The 23,800-nt window shown below is 67.5% G+C and carries 19 protein-coding genes and 1 tRNA gene; 14 read left to right on the forward strand and 6 right to left on the reverse strand.

The annotated features are described in order from the left end of the window. Nucleotides 1–105: 105 nt before the first annotated feature. Nucleotides 106–3,837, reverse strand: coding sequence for an ACP S-malonyltransferase (locus AC07DS_RS08610; RefSeq protein ID WP_479143748.1), 3,732 nt, complete (start codon nt 3,835–3,837; stop codon nt 106–108). Between the two features lie 459 nt (nt 3,838–4,296). Here AC07DS_RS08610 and AC07DS_RS08615 point away from each other — a divergent pair, with 459 nt between their 5' ends. Continuing rightward, entirely contained in the window at nt 4,297–4,671 is a 375-nt protein-coding gene (locus tag AC07DS_RS08615) for an ArsR/SmtB family transcription factor (protein ID WP_145879062.1), read from the forward strand. 39 nt (nt 4,672–4,710) lie between these two features. On the opposite strand, the gene AC07DS_RS08620 is transcribed toward AC07DS_RS08615, so the two are convergent. Further along, the gene (locus AC07DS_RS08620; protein ID WP_479143749.1) at nt 4,711–5,361 is read right to left on the reverse strand and encodes a ScbR family autoregulator-binding transcription factor; all 651 of its coding nucleotides are present in this window, start codon (nt 5,359–5,361) and stop codon (nt 4,711–4,713) included. A gap of 113 nt (nt 5,362–5,474) precedes the next feature. Further along, the gene (locus AC07DS_RS08625; RefSeq protein ID WP_479143750.1) at nt 5,475–6,206 is read right to left on the reverse strand and encodes a response regulator transcription factor; all 732 of its coding nucleotides are present in this window, start codon (nt 6,204–6,206) and stop codon (nt 5,475–5,477) included. Nucleotides 6,207–6,595: 389 nt separating this feature from the next. On the opposite strand from AC07DS_RS08625, the gene AC07DS_RS08630 reads away from it, so the two are divergent. The 4 genes from AC07DS_RS08630 (at nt 6,596) to AC07DS_RS08645 (ending at nt 10,433) form a co-directional block, all read left to right on the forward strand. Continuing rightward, nucleotides 6,596–7,558, forward strand: a complete 963-nt coding sequence (locus AC07DS_RS08630; RefSeq protein ID WP_479143751.1) for a ScbA/BarX family gamma-butyrolactone biosynthesis protein — start codon at nt 6,596–6,598, stop codon at nt 7,556–7,558. A 29-nt stretch (nt 7,559–7,587) separates the two neighbouring features. Beyond that, nucleotides 7,588–8,517 carry an NAD-dependent epimerase/dehydratase family protein gene (locus AC07DS_RS08635; protein WP_479143752.1) on the forward strand — a complete coding sequence of 310 codons (930 nt, stop codon included), beginning with the start codon at nt 7,588–7,590 and terminating at the stop codon, nt 8,515–8,517. A 213-nt stretch (nt 8,518–8,730) separates the two neighbouring features. Beyond that, entirely contained in the window at nt 8,731–8,907 is a 177-nt protein-coding gene (locus AC07DS_RS08640; protein ID WP_479143753.1) for a hypothetical protein, read from the forward strand. A gap of 728 nt (nt 8,908–9,635) precedes the next feature. Beyond that, the gene (locus AC07DS_RS08645; RefSeq protein ID WP_479143754.1) at nt 9,636–10,433 is read left to right on the forward strand and encodes a hypothetical protein; all 798 of its coding nucleotides are present in this window, start codon (nt 9,636–9,638) and stop codon (nt 10,431–10,433) included. A 57-nt stretch (nt 10,434–10,490) separates the two neighbouring features. Here AC07DS_RS08645 and AC07DS_RS08650 read toward each other — a convergent pair whose 3' ends face one another. Then, complete coding sequence (locus AC07DS_RS08650) at nt 10,491–10,826, reverse strand: helix-turn-helix domain-containing protein (protein WP_479143755.1); 336 nt, start codon at nt 10,824–10,826, stop codon at nt 10,491–10,493. Nucleotides 10,827–11,293: 467 nt separating this feature from the next. Here AC07DS_RS08650 and AC07DS_RS08655 point away from each other — a divergent pair, with 467 nt between their 5' ends. The 3 genes from AC07DS_RS08655 to AC07DS_RS08665 all read left to right on the forward strand — a co-directional run bounded on the left by AC07DS_RS08655 (nt 11,294) and on the right by AC07DS_RS08665 (nt 13,998). Beyond that, the gene (locus AC07DS_RS08655) at nt 11,294–12,484 is read left to right on the forward strand and encodes an amidase domain-containing protein (protein WP_479143756.1); all 1,191 of its coding nucleotides are present in this window, start codon (nt 11,294–11,296) and stop codon (nt 12,482–12,484) included. Between the two features lie 40 nt (nt 12,485–12,524). Continuing rightward, complete coding sequence (locus AC07DS_RS08660; protein ID WP_479143757.1) at nt 12,525–12,980, forward strand: hypothetical protein; 456 nt, start codon at nt 12,525–12,527, stop codon at nt 12,978–12,980. Nucleotides 12,981–13,365: 385 nt separating this feature from the next. Further along, a complete protein-coding gene (locus AC07DS_RS08665; protein WP_479143758.1) occupies nt 13,366–13,998 on the forward strand; it encodes a hypothetical protein in 633 nt (210 codons plus the stop codon). Nucleotides 13,999–14,188: 190 nt separating this feature from the next. On the opposite strand, the gene AC07DS_RS08670 is transcribed toward AC07DS_RS08665, so the two are convergent. Then, nucleotides 14,189–14,272, reverse strand: a tRNA-Leu gene (locus AC07DS_RS08670). A 394-nt stretch (nt 14,273–14,666) separates the two neighbouring features. On the opposite strand from AC07DS_RS08670, the gene AC07DS_RS08675 reads away from it, so the two are divergent. The 6 genes from AC07DS_RS08675 (at nt 14,667) to pknB (ending at nt 22,821) form a co-directional block, all read left to right on the forward strand. Next, nucleotides 14,667–15,515, forward strand: coding sequence for an FhaA domain-containing protein (locus AC07DS_RS08675; RefSeq protein WP_479143759.1), 849 nt, complete (start codon nt 14,667–14,669; stop codon nt 15,513–15,515). A 10-nt stretch (nt 15,516–15,525) separates the two neighbouring features. After that, nucleotides 15,526–16,044, forward strand: a complete 519-nt coding sequence (locus AC07DS_RS08680; protein ID WP_479143760.1) for an FHA domain-containing protein FhaB/FipA — start codon at nt 15,526–15,528, stop codon at nt 16,042–16,044. 132 nt (nt 16,045–16,176) lie between these two features. After that, the gene (locus AC07DS_RS08685) at nt 16,177–17,718 is read left to right on the forward strand and encodes a Stp1/IreP family PP2C-type Ser/Thr phosphatase (RefSeq protein ID WP_479143931.1); all 1,542 of its coding nucleotides are present in this window, start codon (nt 16,177–16,179) and stop codon (nt 17,716–17,718) included. Between the two features lie 24 nt (nt 17,719–17,742). Beyond that, nucleotides 17,743–19,188: an FtsW/RodA/SpoVE family cell cycle protein gene (locus AC07DS_RS08690; protein WP_479143761.1), complete on the forward strand. Its 1,446-nt coding sequence runs from the start codon at nt 17,743–17,745 to the stop codon at nt 19,186–19,188. Then, on the forward strand, nt 19,185–20,666 hold the full coding sequence (locus AC07DS_RS08695; RefSeq protein WP_479143762.1) for a penicillin-binding transpeptidase domain-containing protein: 1,482 nt from the start codon (nt 19,185–19,187) through the stop codon (nt 20,664–20,666). Before AC07DS_RS08690 ends, AC07DS_RS08695 begins: the two co-directional genes overlap by 4 nt. Before the next feature lie 172 nt (nt 20,667–20,838). Further along, complete coding sequence (pknB, locus tag AC07DS_RS08700; protein ID WP_479143763.1) at nt 20,839–22,821, forward strand: Stk1 family PASTA domain-containing Ser/Thr kinase; 1,983 nt, start codon at nt 20,839–20,841, stop codon at nt 22,819–22,821. 218 nt (nt 22,822–23,039) lie between these two features. On the opposite strand, the gene AC07DS_RS08705 is transcribed toward pknB, so the two are convergent. Beyond that, nucleotides 23,040–23,789 carry a class E sortase gene (locus tag AC07DS_RS08705; protein ID WP_479143764.1) on the reverse strand — a complete coding sequence of 250 codons (750 nt, stop codon included), beginning with the start codon at nt 23,787–23,789 and terminating at the stop codon, nt 23,040–23,042. Nucleotides 23,790–23,800 lie beyond the last annotated feature (11 nt).

Here is a 23,800-nt window from a genome sequence, read left to right on the forward strand (position 1 = left end):
GCCCACGCCGTAGGGGGCTCCCTGCAAGAGAGTTGAGGCCGAGGGGAGAGCCGGTCCGGGACCGGTCGGGCCGTACGAGCGGGGGCCCTCCCGGAAGGCGTGTCCTCAGCCGTTCAGATAAGGCGGCCGCGGCACCGCGAGGCCCAGGAACTCGGTCCTGCTTCCTTCCAGCATCTGCAGGGCCCAGTTCAGCCACTTGATGCCCTCGCAGTAGATGGCGACCGGGCGGCGCTGGGTCCGGTAGGTGTCCACGAAGGTGCCGTCCAGTTCCTTCTGGAAATGGAAGGGGGGCATCGCCGTGAAGTGCTGGCCCATCATGAACACGAACCGGATCAGCCAGTACGGGTCGTCCCGCAGGTAGGGCGACGCGGGGTCGTCCAGCCCCAGCGCGGCTGTCATGACGGGGGCGAAGTGGTCCTCCATGCCCTGGGGCGCCTCGGTGTCGACGCTGCCGCCACGCGCGATCACGTCCCGTACCCGGTACGCCTTCTGGTACGGGTTGCCGTTCAGGAACGCGATGTCGACGCTGGGGATCCTGCCCTCGCCGACGTCGACGCTCATCGTGAACTGCTCGAAGTGGATCTCGTCGTAGTGGCCGATGGAGTTGTGCCACGGCTTGTTGTCGTACATCGCGTCGTCGCGGGTGTCCCTGCCGTCGCTCTTGAAGCCGATGGCCCGGGGGTCGAGGAACCTGATCCCCAGCGCGGCGGGGGTGATGGCCGCCAGTGCCGCGTCGATGTCCTCCTGCGGTGCCCCGGCTTCGATCAGTCGCTGGGCGTGCCGCAGCGGCTCACTGTCGGTGATCTTGATGTTCTCGGTGTTCGTGTCGCCCATGACGAGGGAGTGGAAGGCCGGTTCGAGGACCGCCGCGAACTCCGGCGTCTCACGGAACCTCTTCAGCAGAGCGGAGTGGTTCAGGTAGGAGACGCCGTCGACGAGGATCCGCTCGGTGTCGAGGAGATGCGCGCCGAAGGTGTGCGGTGCCGTACGGCGGCACAGATCCAGGCGGTCCTCGATCTTCCTGAAGTACGAGGTGTTGAGCGTCTCGCCCGGTGCCGGCACGCGGCCGATGCTGTGCACCTCGTTGTTCAGCACCCGGATGATCTGCTCGTAGAGCCGGGCCACCACGGCGGGCGGCGGGGTGTGCTTCTCGACGTATCGGCTGACTTCCTCGCCCGCGACGTAGCTCATCTCGTAGATGACTTCCCGGTCGACCGTGCGGTCGCCGGACCGCAGATGGGACGGGACGGGGGCCTCTCGCTCCAGGACGGAGAAGACCTCGGGGAAGTAGCCGCGCACCGGTTCGGGCAGGGACAGCAGGAACTCGGCCTGCTTCCTCGCCTTGGTGAACGGCGGGAGCATCACGCCGGCCCCCTCCGGGTTCCAGCGCGCGGTCGTCAGTGACTCGCTCAGGACCTTGCGGACCGTGACGTGCTCCTCGCCCTCCTTCTGGACGAAGACGGTCATGGACTCGCTTCCGCCCTGACCGAAGCCGACGATCGTCTCGTAGCTGTTGATGTAGGCGTAGACCGTGCTGGAGAGGACCCGGCGGCTGCGTGCGTTGGCCAGGACGCGTTCGTTCTCCTCGGTCAGGGCGAGGACACAGGCGTACTCGAACTCGTCGAGGGCGAGGTTGGCACGCTTCTTCCAGACCTCGGCCGGCTCGGTGACGGCGACGACATGGGTGGCGTACGGTCCGGTGTCGACGTCGGTGGCGGCCGGCTCCGAGCCGAGGGCGACGATCTGGCAGTTGCCGTTGAGATGGATCAGCCGTACCCCGGTGTCGAGGGCACCGTCCCGGAGCACCGCGCGGGTGGCGTCCTCCAGGTCCTTGCGGGACTGGATCGGCACGCCCTCGGGGGAGACGAGGGGGGTCCCGGCGGCGGTGAGGCCGTTCAGGATCCGCTCCGTCACGTCCCCGCGCGCCTGCTCGGTGCTCAGGGTGACCGCGTCGGCCAGGGAGACGGCTCCGGAGACGGCCAGGGCCGCCAGCCAGCCCGGGACGTCGGCGCCCGCGAGGTAGTGGTCGCTCTGCGCGAGCAGGGCGGGCCGGTGCTGGGCGAGGGCGTTGAACAGCAGGTACTGGTAGACGATGCGCTGTCCCGCCGGGTGGATGTCACCGTCCGGGTGCAGGCCTGCGAGCATCCGGTCGCGGATCTCGTGCGCCGTGATCCCGGTGTCCAGCAGCGTCCGGATCCTGCGGGCCGGCGCCTCGTCGTCGTGGTCGGACGGTCCGCCGAAGTGGAAGACGACGACCTCCGGACGTGTGGTGTGCAGTGTCCGGGCGCGCATGTCGCCGGCCGCGTCCCGCACGGTGAGTTCCACGTAGGCCTTGCCCAGCAGCGCGGAGTCCCCCGCGGTGATCCTCTTCTTCGTCCTCGCCCTGATGACGAGTTCGCCCTGGTCGACGGCGATGTGCTCACGGTGACTGCGGGTGTGCTGGAAGATCTCCAGGAACCGGTAGAACGTGGGCGCCCCCTCCCGGCCGGGGCGCACCATCTCCGCGGTGATGACGCGCCCGAGGGTGCGGGAGAAGTAGTCGTCGCAGAAGTCGTTCTCGGCGGCGAGGCGGAACAGCTCGTGCAGGAGGTGGTAGTCCTCGCGTGTCAGCTCCTCCCCCGAGCTGTAGAGCTGCTCCAGCCGGGACATCAGGGCACTCACCACGTTGACGGCGCACAGGAACCTGGCGGTGTCCTCATGGCTTCCCGTGTAGGCCATGAGGGGGGTGGCCACATCGTTGTCCTGCAGCAGTCTGACGGACTTCGCCCCCAGCCCCAGCTCCATCACCATGTCCACGTCGAGGCCGTTCAGGCTCTCGCAGGTGTCGCGAGAGGCCATGACCCGGTCCGTCATGGCCAGGACTCCTTCGCGGACGGCGGACGCGGTGGTCAGGAGTGACATGTCGTGGTTCGACACCACCGGGACGCGGGGGCTGTCGAAGTGGATCCGGTGGGTGCCGAAGAACTTCTCCAGGGCCTCCCGGGCGGGACGCATCCGCGCGGAGTGGGCGAGGAAGACGGTCGGTTCCTTCAGTTCCCAGGTCGTCGCGTCCGTGAAGGAAGCGGCGAACGCGTCGAACTCGGGCTTGGCTCCGGAGCGGACGTAGAGGTTCGCCTGCGTCGGCGCGTAGGTCTTGTGCAGCTCGACGTCCGTGAGCGGGAAGGCCGCTCGCATCGCGTCCAGGACCACCGCGAGGGCGTCCGGGTTCTGCGCCTTCACGGCGACCACGTGGTACGGCTCCCCGACCAGGGGCTTCTGCCGGACGGACTCGTCCAGATAGGAGGCGACGCTGCGGGCGAAGGCCTCGTCCGTGCTCTGCGCGCCGGCGGCCTGGAGCATCAGCGGCGTGAAGACCTGGGCGATCTTGACGCCGTCGAAGACGGAGAGGGAGCCGCTCGCCACCGCGGCCGTCAGGACGCCGAAACTCTCGCCGGTGTAGGCGACGAAGTCGACCGGGACGCCGTTCCTCGCGATCCGGTCGCGGAGGTAGGCGTCCAGGGCGAGGCTGTGCACCAGCAAGGACGCCCCGATGAAGCCCTGGCGCTCCATCTTGCCCTCGGGAAGGTTCTCGGGGTCCAGGAGAAGCAGGTCGGGACGGGCCGGAAATCCGAGGGCACGGGCGGCTTCGCGGTAGATGTCGGTGACCTCGGGGATGCCGGAGTCGAGGAGCTGCCGGCCGAGACCCCGGTAGAAGGCCCGGCTGCCCAGACCGGGGAAGAACCCGGCCACGCGTGTGCGGTCCTTGGTGCTGAGGACGTCCTCGACGAGCGCGGGTCGTGCGGCAGTGGCCGGTGCGGGGTGGACGGAGGAAGGAGCAAGGGACGGAGAGCGGGACACAAGCATCGCCTCTCGGGTCTTCTGGGCGGCAACATCACACGCTCGTCTTTGGGCGCGGGGAATTCTCATTCGCGAGTGTGAAATGAATTATTTCCGCCCGCCCGAACCCGATTCAACACATTCCGATACAGGCTTCTTCAAGCCTCCACAGGCTTCTTTCAAGTCTCTGTGAGCCTCTGCAAGGAAATGTCAGAGAACTTAAAAGACGCTGCACAACAGGGCGCGGAGGTCAAACCTCGGCAAAACAAAAAAAGGGGGTCGAGAGCCCGCTGGGCTCTCGACCCCAAATTCTTTTTGCGACTACTGAACACGGCGTCGACCGTTTGCCGAGTTTCGTGATGCCGATACCGAATCCCCTCCGGCCAACGCCGGGGGGAACCGCCCGCAACTCGCGAAGGCACAACGCATCGATTATCGTCGATGTGACCAAGTCGGCTCCGCGCCAGCACCGGAAGGCCCATGACGACAAACGACCTGCCCGTGACAGGCGACCTCGCCGCCCTGCTCGAACCCCTCAAGGCGCTCGCCAACCCCGTGCGGTTCCAGGTGCTTCAGTGGCTGCGTGAACCGGAAGCGCACTTCCCGGTCGATCCCGCTGTCACGGATCCGCGCGCGGTCGGTGTCTGCGTCAGCCACATCCAGGCCAGGACGGGACTCGCGCAGTCCACCGTCTCCGCCTATATGGCGGTGCTCGAACGTGCGGGTCTCGTGCGCTCCACGCGCGTCGGGAAGTGGACCCACTACCGGCGCGACGAAGAGCGCATCGCCTCGCTCATCGAGCAGTTCGAACGGGCCGTCGGAAAGGAGCACACGGCGGCTCTCCTTCCCTCGTGACTCCGGGCCCGGACCGCCTCTGCACCCCGGGCACATCCGTCATGCAGGTGCCGCCTCGCCGGAAGCACCCGTCGGGTTCTCCGGCTCGGGCGGACAACTGGTACGCAGACGCGGCAGCATGCCCGGCGCGGCGATTCCGGGCAGGAGCAGTCGCCACAGTGTGGAGATCCGGGCGGGCAGGTCCTGCCGGCCGCTGAAGGCCTCCGACATCACCTGCATGCCGGTGAAAGCGGCGACGACCGTCGAGGCGACCTCCGCCAGATCGGCCCCCGGCAGCAGCTCGCCCTGCTTCTCGGCCTGCCGCAGGAGGTCCTCCACCAAAGTGATCGACTGGTTGTAGGGAGCCTGTGCCGAGGTCGAGAAGGACGACTGTTCGACGGCCAGCCGCACACTGGCCCGCAGCACCATGTCCGTCTGCAGCCGGACCGAGAACGCCAGGGTGAGGTCGATGATGGCCTGCAGCTTCACCGGCTGGTCCGGCACCACCAAGGCCTCGCCCTGCGCCTCCAGCACTGCTGCCGCGATCGACTCCTTCGAGGGGAAGTGGTGATACAGCGCACCGCGGGTGAGACCGGCTCTGGCGAGGATCTCGTTCGTGCTCGCCGCGTCGTATCCGCGCTCGCCGAACACAGCGGCTGCGGCCTCCAGGATTGAGCGTTTCGACCTGATGCCTCGCTCCTGTCGGGCCATCGTCGGATCCTCACATCTCAGGCTCGAAAACATACAAACTTGCCTGCTCTATATTTCCACCGATGCGGCGTCCCCATGGGCCCGGAGTCCTATTGGTTCATACATGTCTTGATTCACACATGTCCGATCCGAAAACCGACGCCGCGCACCGTCACTATCCAACGGCTCGATCCGAGCTTGCTCCGGAGACTGCTGACGTGCGTGTCGATGGTGCGGCCGCGGTGCGACCACTCGTCGTCCCACACCTGGCTCAGCAATTGACGGCGGGAGAGCGTGGTGCCCGGCTGCGAGGCGAGCTGGTACAGCAGGTCGAACTCCTTGGGGGTGAGGTCCACCCGCCGTCCCTCCAGCAGGAGTTCGCGCGCACCGGCGTCGATTCGCAGCGGCCCGTGTGTTATGATCTTGGTCATTGACGACTGAGGCCGGACGCGGCGCAACACCGCTTCCATCCGGGCGAGCAGCTCCCGCAAGCCATAAGGCTTGACGATGTAGTCGTCGGCGCCGGCCTGCAGCCCGAGAACGCAATCGAGTTCGGCTTCGCGCACGGTCATCGAAATGATCGGCACATTGCCGGCCACCCGTATCCGGCGGCACACTTCCAGGCCGTCCAGATCGGGGAGGTCGAGGTCCAGCAGGACCATGTCGACACCGCCGTAGGCCTGCAAAGCCTCCGCACCTGTGGACACGCTGCTCGCCAGATATCCGTGTCTGCGCAGCTCCTGCGCCAGGCCTTCAGCGGCCAGGGCGTCGTTCTCGACGACGAGAATCTGCAGTGCCCGCCCGTCCGCCGGCGACTGCCCTCCCCCTCTGTGTTGTCTCGCCAGATCCATGACCTGCCGATTCACAGCACGCTCCTTCCCCCAAGGGCGCAACCTTCGAACTTTTGAGCGCCAACCGTACCAGGCAGGGTTGTCTGGATGTCAACGTGATTGAGTGAGCCGTGCACCCGAGGGAGCGACGCGGCAAGGGGCCGTCATATGAGGTCTTTGCGCCGAAGGATACGAATATTCCATCCCAAAGCCCCTTCCAGCAGGCCCAGTTCACATGTGACGGATGCGTAAGACGGGTGTGACGGGCATGTTAACGGGACAGATCCGCCCAACTTTGTAGATCTTTTACTTTAAAATCAAGCCGACCTGTCTGTATGTTCGAGGTGTGCGCCTGCCGTTGGGGGACGGGGGGGATGGGCGCACGTCCGGCTGGCCCCTGTCCTCGAGCAGAGCAGGAGTGCCGCATGACGACCACGGCCCAGACAACCATGATCGATCGCAGTCCGGTTGCAGGCCCTCTTCTCACCACCACCGTCCCCCGCGAGTACGTCCACCGCGCCTCCGTGGCAGAGGTGTTCCTCACCGGCTGGAGTTCCGGCCCGACGGCCTCGGACGGCGCTTCCGACCCCTTCGTGGTCCGGGCGCAGTGGCCGCGCAGTCACGCCCTCTTCGCCCCGGTGGGCGGCCACCAGGATCAGCTGCTGATGGTCGAGTCGATCCGCCAGACCGGAAGCCTGCTGGCCCACGCCGAGTACGGAGTCCCGTTCGGCCACCAGTTCCTGATGCGGGACATGTTCTTCACCGCCACCGCTTCGGCGTTCGAGGTCGGCTCCGCCCCGACCGACGTCGAACTGCACACGGTGTGCCACGACATCGTCCGCAGGGGCAGAACCATCGCCGGCATGCGCTACGAGGTCTCCGTCCGGCGTGACGGGCTGACCATAGCCACCGGTGGCGCCGGCTTCAGCTGCACCAGCCCCGCCGCCTACCGACGGCTGCGCGACGGGCGCCCCACCGCCACCGGCCATGTCCTTCCGGCACCGGTCGACCCGGCCGAGGTGGGTCACAGCAACCCCGGGCACGTCGTACTCGCCGCTCCTGCCGAGCCCGGCGAACCCCGGTGGGAACTCCGCGTCGACACCGGGCACGCGGGCTTCTTCGACCACCCGGTGGACCATGTCCCCGGCATGGTCCTGATCGAGGCCGCCCGACAGGCCGCCCGTGCTGCGACAGGGCAGCCCAGCGCCCTTCTCCTGGGTCTGCGAACCGAGTTCACGCGCTACGCCGAACTCGACGTCCCGTGCTGGATCGAGGCCCGTGCCGACGACCCCGACGCGGCAGGAGACCTCCGGGTGCAGGTGACCGGAACTCAGCAGGGGGAGCAGGTCTTCACCGCGGACCTGACCCTGCGGCGTCCGATCGTCTGATCCCCACACGTCATCCGGAGAGTCTCAACGTGCGTACCGTTCTGATCACCGGCGCCGCGGGCTTCGTCGGCGGCCATGTGGTCCAGGAGGCCGCGCGACAGGGCGTGGCCCTCACCCTGCTGTCGCACAGTCGTCCGGTGCCCGCCGCCGGGACCGGGCATCGCATCGTGCCCGCCGATCTCACCGACCCGGGCTCGCTGCGAGGCGTGTGCGAGGGGGTGGACGTCGTGCTGCACTGCGCGTCGTACATCGGCACGGCAGCCGACAGCAACGAGTCCGTCAACGCCCGGGGAACGAGAAACCTGGTCGCCGAAGCCTGCCGCTCCGGGGTGTCCCGCATCGTGTATGTCAGCACGGCGTCCGTCTACGGCCGCGGCACCTTCCGGGACGCCGCACCCGGGCAGCTCGTCCGGAACCCGGGTTCACCCACGTCGATGAGCCGGGCCGCGGCCGAGGACGCCGTTCTCGAAGCCGGCGGGACCGTCCTGCGTCCGCATCTGGTCCACGGCCCGGGGGACATGTGGGTCGTCCCGGCTCTCGCCCGGCTCCTGCGCGCGCTGCCCGGCAGCGTCGAGGGCTGGACCTCCAGGATCTCGCTGGTTTCCGCGCGGGACCTGGCCCGCCTCGTGGTCGGTGCCGGTCTCGCGCCCGCGGCCGACCTCAAGTCCATGACGTACCACGCGACTCACCCGGTGCCGGTCCGCGCGGCGACGCTGCTGCGCGCGGTTGCCGCGTGTGCCTCGCTCCCCTGGCCGCGACAAGATCTGTCGGTGTCCCGTGCGCGGACGCACCTGGCGGCGGACACGCGGTTGGCGCACGCGCTCGACATGCTGCGGACCGACCACTGGTTCGACGGTGCCCCGCTCTGGCGCGATCTGCGTCTGACCCCCGGCCCGGACTTCGAGACCGACTTCGCCGAGTCGGCGGGGTGGTACCGCCGGAGTCTGCTCGCCGTCTGACCGTACGACGTCAAAGAAGGAGCCCTGCCGTGAACCGTCGCCCCACCGCCGTCGCCGCGCTCGCGTCACTGGCCCTGTCCGGCTGCTCGTCGGACAAAGACGAAGCCAAACCCGCTGAAGGACGAGCCCTGGTCGCGACGGGAAGCAGCGAAGATCCTCGCCGACAAGGGCGGACGATGATGGAAGATCAGCGATCTCGAGATCAACCACGCCATGGGCCCCGACACCGGCAGTGCCCATCTCGCCGCCACGGACAAGGCAGGCAAACCCATGAACGACACCTTCACGGTGACCCGCGACAAGGGGACGTGGCACCTCGTCGTCTTCACCGGACGGCCCACCGCGCCCGGCAGGACACCGGCCTCGACCGCCACCCCGGCTGCCTCCTGAAGGGCGGCCATCCGCGCCGAGCCGGTGCGTGATCCACGCGGACCAGAACGGCACACCTGCCGCCCGGCCGGGCCGGCCTCGGTAACAACACGGCATCACCCGCGGCAGAACCCTTGGCCCCGTCCGTGAAATAACTCACCGGCGGGGCGGGCCGCGGCGATCTCCAGACTGTGCCATCCCTCACAAACCCGGACACAACGAGAAACGGGCCCCTGCGGTGACTTCCGTCACCGGCAGAGACCCGTTTCATCGGTTTCTCGTTTTGGGGAACCGACGAAATGCGCTGGTCAGGGCCTACCTGCAGCTTACTCAGATCGTTTCCCGCACTGCCGAGTGGTTTTTCCCATGCCCCAGGCCAGGGACTCTTCCGTGACGGTTGCGGGGATACTCCGGACCGAGGCTGGATCCGGGGTGGGCCAGGTCGTCGAGCCAGTCCAGGTATCCCGGCCTCAAGTTGCGGCGGTGGCGGGTTCCCGCCGAGGTGCCGGGCGAGGGCCCCGGCCGTTGCGAGGCACAAAGTGGCTGGATCACCGCAGCCGGTGGTCACTTGTTGCTCAAAGTAACGCCGCAGGGCAACTGCGGGTGACATCATCTGCGGTACTCGCGGCAGCCCTCTCCCTGTAGGCCTGCAGCGTGGGGGCTGGGCGCACACGCCGAGGGGGAGCCCAGTTCGCCCCTCTGCTCGCCTGCGACGGTCCTACCTGTCCATGCGCGACTTGGGGCCGTTCATGACCTGGTACCACCACAGCTGGCTCGCCGGTTACGCGTTACCGGCCGCCCTCAGCGCCGGCGTTGCGTGGATCGGCTTAGCCCGCCATTCCGCTGGCAAGGGCCGGCTGCTGGGCAGCTGGAGATCCACCGGACTGACGCTCCTGGTTCTCGCTTTGACCGGCGCAGTCGGGATCGCCGCCGGGCTGGCGCTTCCGCACCTGGCGAAGCTGCCTCCGATCGCCGCAGGCCTGGCCACCGGGATCACGACCATGCCGCGCAAGAGGCAGGACGACACGACTCAGCCCTACGTCAAGTTCATGACACTGGGCATTGCCTGGTTCAGGGAACGACTCGAGTACCGCATGCGGCTGGATGCTCGCCGCTGGTGTGACCAGTTCATGGACGGCTTCGAGAAGTCAACGCAGCTCCGTGTGTTCGTACACGAACTCAAGAACTACCTGGTGGACCGGCATCCCCCACTCGCCAAAGCGGTCACCAACCTCTTCGACGCTGCCGACAAAGCCATGATCAACGCGCTTGAGGTGCAGACGAAGACGGATGAGGCCCGCCGTGAAATCCACATCGCCTGGATGCGGGAGCCGACCGAGGAAGAGGTCTATCAGTGCCGCAGTGCTTTCGGTGAAGCCAGCAACCGCTGCGGAGACCTGTTGCTGTACGCCTACGTGCATGGCCGCCGGACGGAACATGCCGACCTCGAGGCACTGCGCTCCAAGGCACTGTCCAACGATGCCTTCCACAGTTCCGCGCTGCCTCAGCAACGGCGAGGATTCAGCCTCCGCCGCAACCGTCCCTAGTCGCGGCAGTCGGCCTCACCAGAAACTCGCAAGTCCCTGGTCGGCAGCCTGACAGGGTCATCGATGCGTAGGGATGCCACTTCCACGCAAAGGCGAGGACTCTCCGCTGCTCGCGGACTGCCCCTCTACGGTGTGTGGGCGGCGGGGAGAAAACCTGATCTCGACGTCAGCGCCCAGCGCTTCCGCTGCCGCAGCCAACGTACGCACCGTCAGATTTGCGTCACCCGACATGATCTGACTGACCCGACCAGGGCTGACACCCATGGCCTTGGCGAGATCCGAACGCGTCTTTCCCAGCCCTGCCAACAAGCCCGCGAGGGAAGCTGTTGCCTGCCGCGCCAACTGAGCGCCGGCTAATTCGGCGCTACTCTCACTGCGAGCGAAGAAGCTCACGGCATGACCCCCAACTCATATGACGACAGCGGATGTTGCCGCTGCCTCAAGGATGCCACCTTTAGGTCTAGCTAAACACTCGGTTCCCGCAAAATCCCCGGACACGACGGCGCACATCGCTCCGTCAGTGCGCCTGTGACCTGCGCCTATGAGCTTCCCCCAGCAGCCAATCCGTGACTGGTTCAACATCACCCCAATGGGGGTGTGAGGTAACTCCAACGGGCGGTCCGGCGCCCGCGAGATCCACGGCATGACCGCCCGGCGGGACATCGTCAACAGCGCGACGCGTGGGCGTCGGGCAGTGTCCCTCACCGGCTGAGCAGGTACCTGTTGAGACTGAAGCGTCACGAGCTGAGGAATCGGACATTCCCTAGCAGGAAAAGAGCCAGAAGGGAACGCTCCGCCCGGATCTGATCTCCTTCCATGCAGGCTGACGACGACCAGTCAGCTCATGATCAGGAGGTCTCATGCGCCCCGCGCAGCGCAGACTCGCCTTCGCCGCGGCCGGCACGGCGGCGATACTCGCACTCGTCGACATACCCGCGAGCGCCGTCCCGAGTGACGCCAGTTCCTCGGCGGACGCCACCACGTCGTCACTGTCACAGCTTGCCGAGGGCTACCTTCAGCAGCGCGCCGACATGCTCACGACCAGCCCGCCCACTCTCCGGGGTGTCGCAGCCCGCATCAGGGCAACGCCCGCCATGTCGGCTCAGACGCTGAACGATCTGTCCGCTCTGGCCGCCAAGAGGGAGCGGTACGAGAAGGTCGGCACCACCTACACCAAGGCCCAGGTCGACGTCAGTGTCGACGACTCCACGGTCGACGGTCAGCAGGCCACGCTTCGAGTCACCGAAGACACCCGTCTGTACTTTCCGTTCACGCAGAAGGAAGTCGAGGACGGTGCTCCCGAATACGAGGAGCTGTCCGTCCCGCATACGGTCAAGTTCAAACAGGCCGACGACGGCACGTGGCTCCTGGCCTCCGACAAAGCCGACAGCGAGGGCGGCCCCACGCCGACCACACAGGTCTCCGACGTCGATGTGGAGCCGGAGACGACGGACGGGGGTGGAACCGCGGACGAGGACGAGGGCCCCAAGGGTGAGGGTTCCAGCACCACACCGCCTGGCGATACCGGCACCGAAACCGGCCCTGGAGCTGTGAAACCCGCGGCGACAGCCGCGTACAGCTACAACAAGATGATCGCCTACGCGGACAAGCACTGGAAGCACCACAACTCCGCCTTCCGCACCTACGGCGGCAATGACTGCACGAACTTCCTGTCGCAGATCATGCTCGCCGGCGGCTGGAAGCCTGCGGGCGGCTCCATCATCCAGCGCACAAGCAACAAGTACTGGTTCTACGGACCCACCAGTCTCTGGACTTCGTACACCTGGGGCGGAGCCGAGAACTGGTACTGGTTCGCGATCAAGCACTCGAAGCGGACGAAAGCACTTCGCAACGTGTACGACCTGCTCGCTTCGGATGTTCTCCAGGCCGACTGGAACCGCAACAACGTCATCGATCACTCGATGTTCGTCACCAAGAAGTACAGGGGCATTCCCTACCTCACGTATCACACCTACGACACGCACAACAAGCCCGTGAACACGCTCGTCTCCGACCACCCGAACACCTGGTGGTACGCCCATCGCACATGACAGGCTGCCGACCCCTCACAGGAGAAGAAGGAACCCTGCCATGAACCGTCGCCGCATCGCCGTCGCCGCGCTCGCGTTACTGGCCCTCGCCGGCTGCTCGTCAAACAAGGGTGAAGCCAAACCTGCTGCCTCACCGACTGACGGCGCGCGCCAGGCCGTCACTGACTACATCTCTGCTCTCAACGCACGCAGCACGACCGGTCTCATCCGGATCGGCGGCGTGAAGGACGAGCCCTGGTCGAGACGAGAAGCCTCAAAGATCCTCGCCGACAAGGGCGGACGGGGATGGAAGATCAGCAACCTCGAGATCAACCACGACATGGGCCCCAACACCGGCAGTGCCCATCTCTCCGCCACCGACAAGGCGGGCAAACCCATGAACGACACCTTCACGGTGACCCGCGACAAGGGGACGTGGCACCTCGTCGTCTTCACCGGACAGCCCACCCAGCCCGGAAAGACGCCGGCCTCGACCGCCACACCAACAGCTCCCTGAAGGGCGACCAAACGCGCCGATGCGCTCCCGTCCCCCGAGGGGACGTCTCCGGGCTCCGGGATGTTGTCGGCCGAGGGTGAGTCCGAGAACTAGGCGACGGTCAGGCTGTCGATGGACAGCCAACGCCGCACGATCACTGCGCCGCACGAGTCCGGCGCCAACTGATCGTTTCCCGCCGTGTAGGTCGATTCGGTGCCCATCAGACAGCAGGGCTGCTGTCGCGCACCTCCTGAACCCGTTGCTGCGCAGGAGGCCGCCGACATCGTCATCACGATGGGCTGTGGGGACGCCTGCCCTGTGCTGCCGGGTCGCCGCTACCTGGACTGGCCCGTCAGGGCGGAACCCACGGAGCGATTCTCGTCGAGGGCCGCTGGTACGCCCCTCCATGCCTCAACCCCTCATCAACGCCACCCTCGACCTCCACGCCGACCGCATCGACCGGGAGACCTGGGTCCGGCTGGTCGCGGCCCGCCGCAGCTACCGCTTGATGCCCAAGGAGAACGCCGACGCCGACGGCTACCAGCGGATGATGTGCCCCGCCGAGGCAGGCAAGGCCCAGTGCCCCATCAAGCCCCGCACCATGGGCCGCGGGATCCATCTCCCGCTGGTCGACCCGGAGCCCAGCCCGGTCGGCCCCCTGAAGGTCTGCCGCCGGCGCACCATCACCATCAGCCCCGAGACCGGCGCCAAGCACTGGCAGGCCCTGGAGTACGGCGGCACGCAATGGCAGAAGGTCTACTTCCGGCTCCGCAACAGCGTCGAGGGCTACAACGGCTACACGAAGAACCCCCTCGCCGAGGGCATCGAGTCGGCCGGCTCCCGCCGCGTCCGCGGCATCGCAGCCCAAACGATCCTGCTCGCCTTCCAGCTGGCCCACGCCAACCGCCGGAAGATCAAGAAGTGGCTGGACACGCTGTCCCTCGGGGGCGAACGCCCACGACGGCGCACCCACCACCGCCGCCAGACGAAAGAACCGAAGATCTGGACCCCGACCGGCCACCTCGCACCCGCCGCCTAACCGGGCCGACCCCGGTAACAACTCGACATCATCCGCAGCAAAACCCTTGGCCCCGTCCGTGAAATCGCTCACGGGCGGGCTGCGTCGTTCTCCGACTGTGCGATCCCTCACAAACCCGGACACAACGAGAAAAGGGCCCCTACCGTGACTTCCGTCACCGGCAGAGACCCGTTTCATCGGTTTCTCGTTGTGCGCGAGGGGGGAGTTGAACCCCCACGCCCTTGCGGGCACTGGAACCTGAATCCAGCGCGTCTGCCTATTCCGCCACCCGCGCATTGGGTGTGTCTTCCGGCTTCGTCCCTTTCGGGCTGGCCCCTTCCGACATGCAGAACATTAGCACGTCGTACGGGGTGGGTTCACATCCCTTCCCGGCCGCCGGACCCCGCAGCGCACCGGCCACGCGGCCGCGTTTCAGGGAGTCCCTGTTCACGTATCAACCTCGTACCGGTCACCGGCATCTCCCCAGGAGACGGACCAGGACCACAGCAGGGTGCGGGACACTGGTCAGTGCCCGCCTCTACGATCCTTGTCTGGAGGAGTTCGAAGGGGAGCTGATCGGGGAACCGGCTGATTGCCGGACGCGTAGATACGATCAGTAAGCAGTACCGGGCAGGACAGCGGCACAGAGCAGGGCAAGGAAGCAGCGTCAGCGACGGAGGAGGTGCCCCATGGGAGTCCTGAAGAAGTTCGAGCAGCGCCTCGAAGGTCTGGTCAACGGCACCTTCGCCAAGGTCTTCAAGTCCGAGGTCCAGCCGGTGGAGATCGCCGGTGCGCTCCAGCGCGAGTGCGACAACAACGCCACCATCTGGAACCGGGACCGCACCGTGGTCCCCAACGACTTCATCGTGGAGCTGAGCGCGCCGGACTTCGAGCGCCTCAGCCCCTACTCCGGGCAGCTCGGCGACGAGCTCGCCGGCATGGTGCGCGACTACGCCAAGCAGCAGCGCTACACCTTCATGGGCCCGATCAAGGTCAACCTGGAGAAGGCGGACGACCTCGACACCGGGCTCTACCGGGTTCGCTCGCGCACCCTCGCCTCCTCGGCCAGCCAGCAGGGCGCGGCCCCCTCGGCTCCGGCCGGCCGCCCCGGCCAGGCCGGCTCCGGCTACCCGCCCGCCGCTCCCTCCGGTGCGCCTCCGATGCCGTCCGCGCCGCCGCCCGGCGGGCGCCCCGGCGGCTACGGCTACCCTCAGCCCGCCCCGCAGCGGCCCTCGGCCGCCCCGGCGAGCGGCGGGCGCACCCGCTACTGGATCGAGATCAACGGCAACCGCCACCAGATCTCCCGCCCGACGCTGGTGATGGGCCGCAGCACCGACGCCGACGTGCGGATCGACGACCCCGGCGTCTCCCGCCGGCACTGCGAGATCCGGACCGGAACGCCCTCGACGATCCAGGACCTCGGTTCCACCAACGGCATCGTGGTGGACGGGCAACACACCACCCGCGCTACGCTCCGCGACGGCTCGCGGATCGTCGTGGGCAGCACCACCATCATTTACCGGCAAGCCGAAGGGTGAAGCGGGGGCAATGTCAGAGCTGACCCTCACGGTCATGCGGCTGGGTTTCCTGGCCGTACTGTGGCTGTTCGTGATCGTGGCCGTGCAGGTCATCCGGAGCGACCTGTTCGGTACGCGTGTCACCCAGCGCGGCGCGCGCAGGGAGGCCGCGCGTCCGCAGCAGGCCGCCCGGCAGCAGCCCGCACCGCCGCAGCAGCGCGCCCAGCAGGGCGGCGGCGGGCGGCGCGGCCGCAACGCCCCCAGCAAACTGGTTGTGACCGAAGGCACACTGACCGGCACCACCGTCGCGCTGCAGGGCCAGACCGTCAGCCTGGGCCGGGCACACGACTCCACGATCGTGCTGGACGACGACTACGCCTCCAGCCGCCATGCCAGGATCTACCCGGACCGCGACGGCCAGTGGATCGTCGAGGATCTCGGCTCCACCAACGGCACCTACCTGGACCGGTCCCGGCTGACGACCCCCACACCGATCCCGCTGGGCGCGCCGATCCGCATCGGCAAAACCGTCATCGAGCTGCGGAAGTAGTACGACAATGAGCGAGCGGAGCGAGCACGCAGCGGCAGGCCGCACCCCGGTCTCCGGCGCGCTCCCGACCGGAGGGTGGGCAGTGTGGCTCGACACGACCGGCTGTACCCGGAGCCGACTGGCGAGGTGCGCATGAGCCTGTCCCTGCGCTTCGCCGCCGGATCGCACAAAGGCATGATCCGGGAGGGCAACGAGGACTCCGGTTACGCGGGTCCGCGCCTGCTCGCCATCGCCGACGGCATGGGCGGCCAGGCGGCCGGCGAGGTCGCCTCCTCCGAGGTCATCTCCACCCTGGTCACGCTCGACGACGACGTGCCCGGCTCCGACATCCTCACCTCCCTCGGTACCGCCGTGCAGCGCGCCAACGACCAGCTGCGCGCCATGGTCGAGGAGGACCAACAGCTCGAGGGCATGGGCACCACCCTCACCGCCCTGCTGTGGACCGGGCAGCGGCTCGGTCTCGTGCACGTGGGCGACTCGCGGGCGTACCTGCTGCGCGACGGTGTGCTGACCCAGATCACCCAGGACCACACCTGGGTGCAGCGGCTCGTCGACGAGGGCCGTATCACCGAGGAAGAGGCCACCACCCACCCGCAGCGCTCCCTGCTGATGCGCGCCCTCGGCAGCGGCGACCACGTCGAACCCGACCTGTCGATCCGCGAGGTCCGGGCCGGCGACCGCTACCTGATCTGCTCCGACGGCCTGTCCGGCGTCGTCTCCCACCAGACGATGGAGGAGACCCTCGCCAGCTACCAGGGCCCGCAGGAGACCGTGCAGGAGCTGATCCAGCTCGCACTGCGCGGCGGCGGCCCCGACAACATCACCGTCATCGTCGCCGACGTCCTCGACCTGGACACCGGAGACACCCTCGCCGGGCAGCTCTCCGACACCCCGGTCGTGGTCGGCGCCGTCGCCGAGAACCAGCACCACCTGCACGACAACGGCATCATGCAGACCCCGGCCGGCCGCGCCTCGCACCTCGGCCGCCAGGGCCACGGACAGGGCGGCGGCGAGTTCGGCCCGCCCGGCTCCGGCGACACCGGCTACATCCCGAGCGGCAGCTTCGGCGACTACAGCGACGAGGACTTCGTCAAGCCGCGCAAGGGCCGCAAGTGGCTGAAGCGATCCCTCTACGGCGGCCTGGCCCTCGCGGTCATCGGCGGCGGCCTCTACAGCGGCTACCGCTGGACGCAGACGCAGTACTACGTCGGCACCAGCGGCGAGCACGTGGCCCTGTACCGCGGCATCAGCCAGGACCTGGCCTGGGTGTCGCTCTCGAAGGTGGAGAAGGACCACCCCGAGATCGAACTCAAGTACCTGCCGCCCTACCAGCAGAAGCAGGTCAAGAACACGATCGCCGCAGGTGATCTGCAGCGGGCCCAGACGAAGATCGAGGCACTGGCCGTGCAGGCCTCCGCCTGCCGGAAGCAGGCGGAACGCACGGCCGCGGAGACCGACAAGAACGCCAAGACGGGCCAGGGCCAGGCCGGAGGCACCACGGGAACCACCCGTACCGCTTTCACGTCCAAGGCATCACCGACGCCGAACCCGTCGGCCTCCACGAAGTCTCCCTCGTCCAAGTCCCCGACCCCGACCGCGACCGCGACGCCCAACCCCGGCCCGAGCCTCTCCGAGGATGAGCAGAAGGTCGTCGATCAGTGCGGCAAGCAGTAAAGCCGTGAGAGGCCCTGTCACACGATGAGCAGTACTTCGAATTCGTCGACCCACCACACGTCCACGATCGGCGCGATCGGCGCACCGAGCCGCCGCAACACCGAACTGGCCCTGCTGATCTTCGCCGTGGCCATCCCGGTGTTCGCCTACGCCAACGTGGGCCTGGCCCTCAACGACCAGGTGCCCGCGGGCCTGCTGGCCTACGGCCTGGGCCTCGGCCTGCTGGCTGGCATCGCCCACTTCGTCGTACGCAAGTTCGCCCCGTACGCCGACCCGCTGCTGCTGCCCCTGGCCACCCTGCTCAACGGTCTCGGCCTGGTCGCCATCTGGCGACTGGACCAGTCCAAGCTGCTCCAGGGCATCGGCGTGGCCGGCGGCAAGGCGACCAACCAGCTGATCTACACCGCGATGGGCATCGCGCTCTTCGTCGCCGTGCTGTTCTTCCTCAAGGACCACCGCACGCTGCAGCGCTACACGTACATCTCCATGGCGGCCTCGCTGTTCCTGCTGCTGCTCCCGCTGGTCCCGGGCCTCGGCGCCGACGTCTACGGCGCCAAGATCTGGATCCAGGTCGGCAGCTTCACCATCCAGCCCGGTGAGTTCGCCAAGATCGTGCTCGCGGTCTTCTTCGCCGGCTACCTGATGGTCAAGCGGGACGCGCTGGCCCTGGCCAGCCGCCGCTTCATGGGCCTGTACCTGCCGCGCGGCCGCGACCTCGGCCCGATCCTCGTCGTCTGGGCGATCTCGATCCTCATCCTGGTCTTCGAGACCGACCTCGGTACGTCGCTGCTGTTCTTCGGAATGTTCGTCATCATGCTGTACGTCGCCACCGAGCGGACCAGCTGGATCGTCTTCGGTCTGCTGATGTCCGCCGTCGGCGCCGTCGGCGTGGCGAGCTTCGAGCCGCACATCCAGGTGCGTGTCCAGGCGTGGCTCGACCCGATGCACGAGTACGTGCTCAGCCGCACCCCGGGCGTCACCGGAGTCCACTCCGACCAGCTCCAGCAGGCCCTGTGGGCGTTCGGTTCCGGCGGCACCCTCGGCACCGGCTGGGGCCAGGGCCACTCCGAGCTGATCCGGTTCGCCGCCAACTCCGACTTCATCCTCGCCACCTTCGGCGAGGAGCTGGGCCTGGCAGGCATCATGGCGATCCTGCTGATCTACGGCCTGATCGTGGAGCGCGGTGTGCGCACCGCCCTCGCCGCCCGTGACCCGTTCGGCAAGCTGCTCGCGATCGGCCTGTCCGGCGCCTTCGCCCTCCAGGTGTTCGTCGTCTCCGGCGGTGTGATGGGTCTCATCCCGCTGACCGGTATGACGATGCCGTTCCTCGCCTACGGCGGTTCCTCCGTGATCGCCAACTGGGCGCTGATCGGCATCCTGATCCGCATCAGCGACACCGCCCGCCGGCCGGCGCCCACGCCCGCGGCCAACCCCGACGCCGAGATGACCCAGGTGGTCCGCCCGTCATGAACAAGCCCCTGCGCCGGATCGCGATCTTCTGCGGACTCCTCGTCATGGCCCTGCTGATCCGCGACAACTGGCTCCAGTACGTCAAGTCCGACTCGCTGCGCACCGACAAGAACAACCGCCGGGTCGCCATCGAGCGGTACGCGAACCCGCGGGGCGACATCATCGTCGACGGCGACCCGATAACCGGATCCGTCGAGTCCAAGAGCGGCGACTTCAAGTACAAGCGCACGTACAAGAACGGGCCCATGTGGGCCCCGGTCACCGGCTACTCCTCGCAGGCCTTCGACAGCAGCCAGCTGGAGAAGATCAACGACGGCATCCTCACCGGCAACGACGACCGGCTCTTCTTCCGCAACACCCTCGACATGATCACGGGCAAGCAGAAGCAGGGCGGCAACGTCGTCACCACGCTGAACGCGGCCGCGCAGAAGCAGGCGTACGAGGGCCTCAAGAACCAGGGCGGCAAGGGCGCCGTGGTCGCCCTCGACCCGTCCACCGGCAAGATCCTCGCGCTCGCCTCGTACCCGTCGTACGACCCCTCGTCCTTCGCGGGCAACTCCACCGACGTGGACTCCAAGAACTGGACCAAGCTCCAGAAGAAGAACAACCCGGCCGACCCGATGCTGAACCGGGCGCTGCGCGAGACCTACCCGCCGGGCTCCACCTTCAAGGTGGTCACGGCCGCGGCCGCGCTGGAGAACGGGCTGTACAAGTCGGCGGACGAGAACACCGACTCCCCGCTGCCCTACATCATGAAGGGCACCACGACCGAGCTGAAGAACGAGGGGAACATCCCCTGCAAGAACGCGAACATGCGTGAGGCGCTGCGGGTCTCCTGCAACACCGTCTTCGGCAAGATCGGCGCCGACCTCGGCAACGACAAGATGCTGGCCGAGGCCCAGAAGTTCGGCTTCGACTCCGAGCAGTTCACCCCGGTCCGCGCCAACGCCTCGGTGTTCTCCGAGAACATGAACTCCTCGCAGACCGCCCTGTCCTCCATCGGCCAGTACAACACCGCGGCCACCCCGCTGCAGATGGCCATGGTCGCCTCGGCCGTCGCCAACGACGGCAAGCTGATGAAGCCGTACATGGTCGACGAGCTGCAGTCCTCCAACGTCGACCCGGTCGCCAAGACCGAGCCGAAGGAGCTGAGCCGCCCGCTGTCGCCGACGAACGCGCAGATCCTGCAGTCGATGATGGAGACCGTCGTCAAGAGCGGCACGGGCCAGAAGGCGCAGATCGGCGGCGGCGTCACCGTCGGTGGCAAGACGGGTACCGCCCAGCACGGTGTGGCGAACAGCGCCAACCCGTACGCGTGGTTCATCTCCTACGCCAGGCTCAGCGACGGCAGCTCGCCGGTCGCCGTGGCCGTGGTGGTCGAGGACGAGAACGCCAACCGCGACGACATCTCCGGTGGCGGCCTGGCCGCCCCGATCGCGAAGAACGTCATGGAGGCGGTCATCAAGTCCCAGAAGTGACCCTGCACACGTCCCCTTCACATCGTTGCACGTTGCGATACCGGTCCTGTATCGGGTTACGGGCTTGGCCAGGTCACACAACGCGAGCCGGGTACGGTAGGCCCGGACGGCAGCCTTCGGCCGCACACGGACGTGCGCGGCCGAGACCCACGGAGAGGGCTGGTAGGTAGCTATGGAAGAGCCGCGTCGCCTCGGCGGCCGGTACGAGCTGGGCCAGGTGCTCGGCCGTGGTGGCATGGCGGAGGTCTACCTCGCGCATGACACCCGGCTCGGCCGCACCGTGGCGGTGAAGACGCTGCGCGCGGACCTCGCGCGCGATCCGTCCTTCCAGGCCCGCTTCCGCCGGGAGGCCCAGTCGGCCGCCTCGCTCAACCATCCCGCCATCGTCGCGGTCTACGACACGGGCGAGGACTACATCGACGGGGTCTCGATCCCGTACATCGTGATGGAGTACGTCGACGGCTCGACGCTCCGTGAGCTGCTCCACTCCGGCCGCAAGCTCCTGCCCGAGCGTGCGATGGAGATGACCATCGGCATCCTCCAGGGCCTGGAGTACGCCCACCGCAGCGGCATCGTCCACCGTGACATCAAGCCGGCGAACGTCATGCTGACGCGCAACGGCCAGGTCAAGGTGATGGACTTCGGCATCGCCCGCGCCATGGGCGACTCCGGCATGACCATGACCCAGACCGCGGCGGTCATCGGTACGGCGCAGTACCTCTCCCCGGAGCAGGCCAAGGGCGAGCAGGTCGACGCCCGGTCGGACCTCTACTCGACCGGCTGTCTCCTGTACGAGCTGCTGACGGTGCGGCCGCCCTTCGTGGGCGACTCCCCGGTGGCCGTGGCCTACCAGCACGTCCGCGAGGAGCCGCAGGCCCCGAGCGTCTTCGACCCCGAGATCACCCCCGAGATGGACGCCATCGTCCTGAAGGCGCTGGTCAAGGACCCGGACTACCGCTACCAGTCCGCCGACGAGATGCGCGCCGACATCGAGGCCTGCCTCGACGGCCAGCCGGTCGCGGCGACGGCCGCGATGGGCGCGGTCGGCTACGGCGGCTACCCCGACGACCAGCCGACGACGGCACTGCGTCCCGGCGCCGACGCGGGAGCGACGACCATGCTCCCGCCGATGAACCCGGACGAGGGCGGATTCGGCTACGACGACCGCCCCGACCGGCGCCGTCAGCAGAAGAAGAACAACACCTCCACGATCCTCCTCGTGGTCGCGGCCGTCCTGGTCCTGATCGGCGCGATCCTGATCGGGAAGTGGGTCTTCAGCCAGAAGAACACGAACGAGACGTTCGGAGCCCCGCACTTCATCGGCAACAGCTACGCCACCGCCCAGAAGATGGCCGTCAACCGGGACCTGAAACTGGCAAAGCCCACTTTCAAGCCCTGCGACGCCCAGCCGAAGGGCAACGTCTGCTCCCAGGACCCCCAGGCCGGTACGGACGTCAAGAAGGGCGACACGATCAACTTGGTGGTGTCGACGGGCGCCCCCAAGGTCACCGTGCCGGACGTCCGCGGCATCCAGTTCGACGACGCCGAGTCCCAGCTGAAGGACAAGGGCTTCACGGTCGAGAAGAAGGTCGAGGTCTCCTCGCAGACCCCGGGTGTCGTCACCGACGAGAACCCCCCGGGCGGCACGAAGAAGCAGAAGGGCTCCACGATCACCCTCACGGTCGCCAAGGCCGAGGAGAAGATCACGATCCCCAGCGACCTCGTCGGCAAGTCCTGCGACGACGCCAAGACCGAGCTGCAGAACCTCGGCCTGGTGCCGACCTGCACCGACACCGCCACGAACAACCCCGACGATGACGGCAAGGTCCTCTCGACCAACCCGCAGGCGGGCGAGCAGGTCTCCAAGAACACCAACGTGGTGATCAACGTCGGCAAGGCGCAGGGCCAGCAGCAGACGCAGGTCCCGCAGGTCCTGCAGCAGAAGCTGAAGGACGCCCGGCAGATGCTCCAGCAGGCGGGCCTTCAGGTCGCCGTCCAGGGCTCCCAGGACGACAACGCCATCGTCGTCGCCTCCAACCCGCAACCGGGCACCACGGTCAACCAGGGCGACACGGTCACCCTGATCACGGTGGACCAGGGCGGCGGCAACGGCAACAACGGCGGGACGAACATCTTCGGCGGCACCAGCGGGTGACACCCCGCACACACGTGAATGGGCCCCTGCCGGAACTTCCCGGCGGGGGCCCATCCGCGTGTACGGCGCGGGCTGCGATCGCACGCTGTGACTACGGCGATGGTGGCGGCGTACTTCGAGGTCACCGTCAAGACGCTCGGATCCGTGGTGGAGGACCACCGAAGCGAGCTGGAAGAGTGGAGCGCCTGCGAACCGCTGAAGGTTCTGGAGCAGTCACCTCAGCGCAGCTCCGCCGGCGGTGTCCGCTTGCTGTCCACCTTCTGGACCCGGACCAGTTCGCCCCACACCACGTAGCGGTACTCGGAGGTGTAGACCGGGGTGCACGTCGTCAGGGTGATGTAGTGGCCCGGCTTCTTCCTGCCGGACTCCTTGGGGATCTGGGAGAGGACCTTGACGTTGTACTTCGAGGTCTCGGGGAGGATCGAGTACACCTTGTAGACGTACCAGTCGTCCTTCGTCTCGAAGACGATCGGGTCGCCCTCCTCCACCTTGTCGATGTTGTGGAACTTCGCGCCGTGACCGTCCCGGTGGGCGGCGAGGGTGAAGTTGCCCTTCTTGCCGGTCATGGGCAGCATGGCCTTGGCCGGGTCCGTGTAGTAGCCGGCCACGCCGTCGTTGAGGACGTCCGTACCCGTGCCCTTCTCGACCAGGACCTCGCCGTTGCGCATCGACGGCACGTGCAGGAAGCCGATGCCGTCCTTGGTGTCCAGCGCGCCGGGGCCGGAGTCGGCGGCTTGGGCCCAGTGGTCGCGGACCTTGTCGGCCTCCCGGTCCGCCTTGCGGTCCGCTATCACGTTCGTCCACCAGAGCGAGTAGACGACGAACAGGCCCAGCAACACGCCCGCCGTGATGAGGAGTTCGCCGAAGACGCTGACCGCCAGCGCGATCCTGCCGGGGCGGCGGCGCGGGGCCTGGGCCGCGTCGGACGCGTCGGTGTGCTCTTCGGTCTCGTCGGCGGTCGCTGCCACTTGTTCCCTCT

The sequence above is a fragment of the Streptomyces sp. NPDC044064 genome (assembly GCF_056434245.1).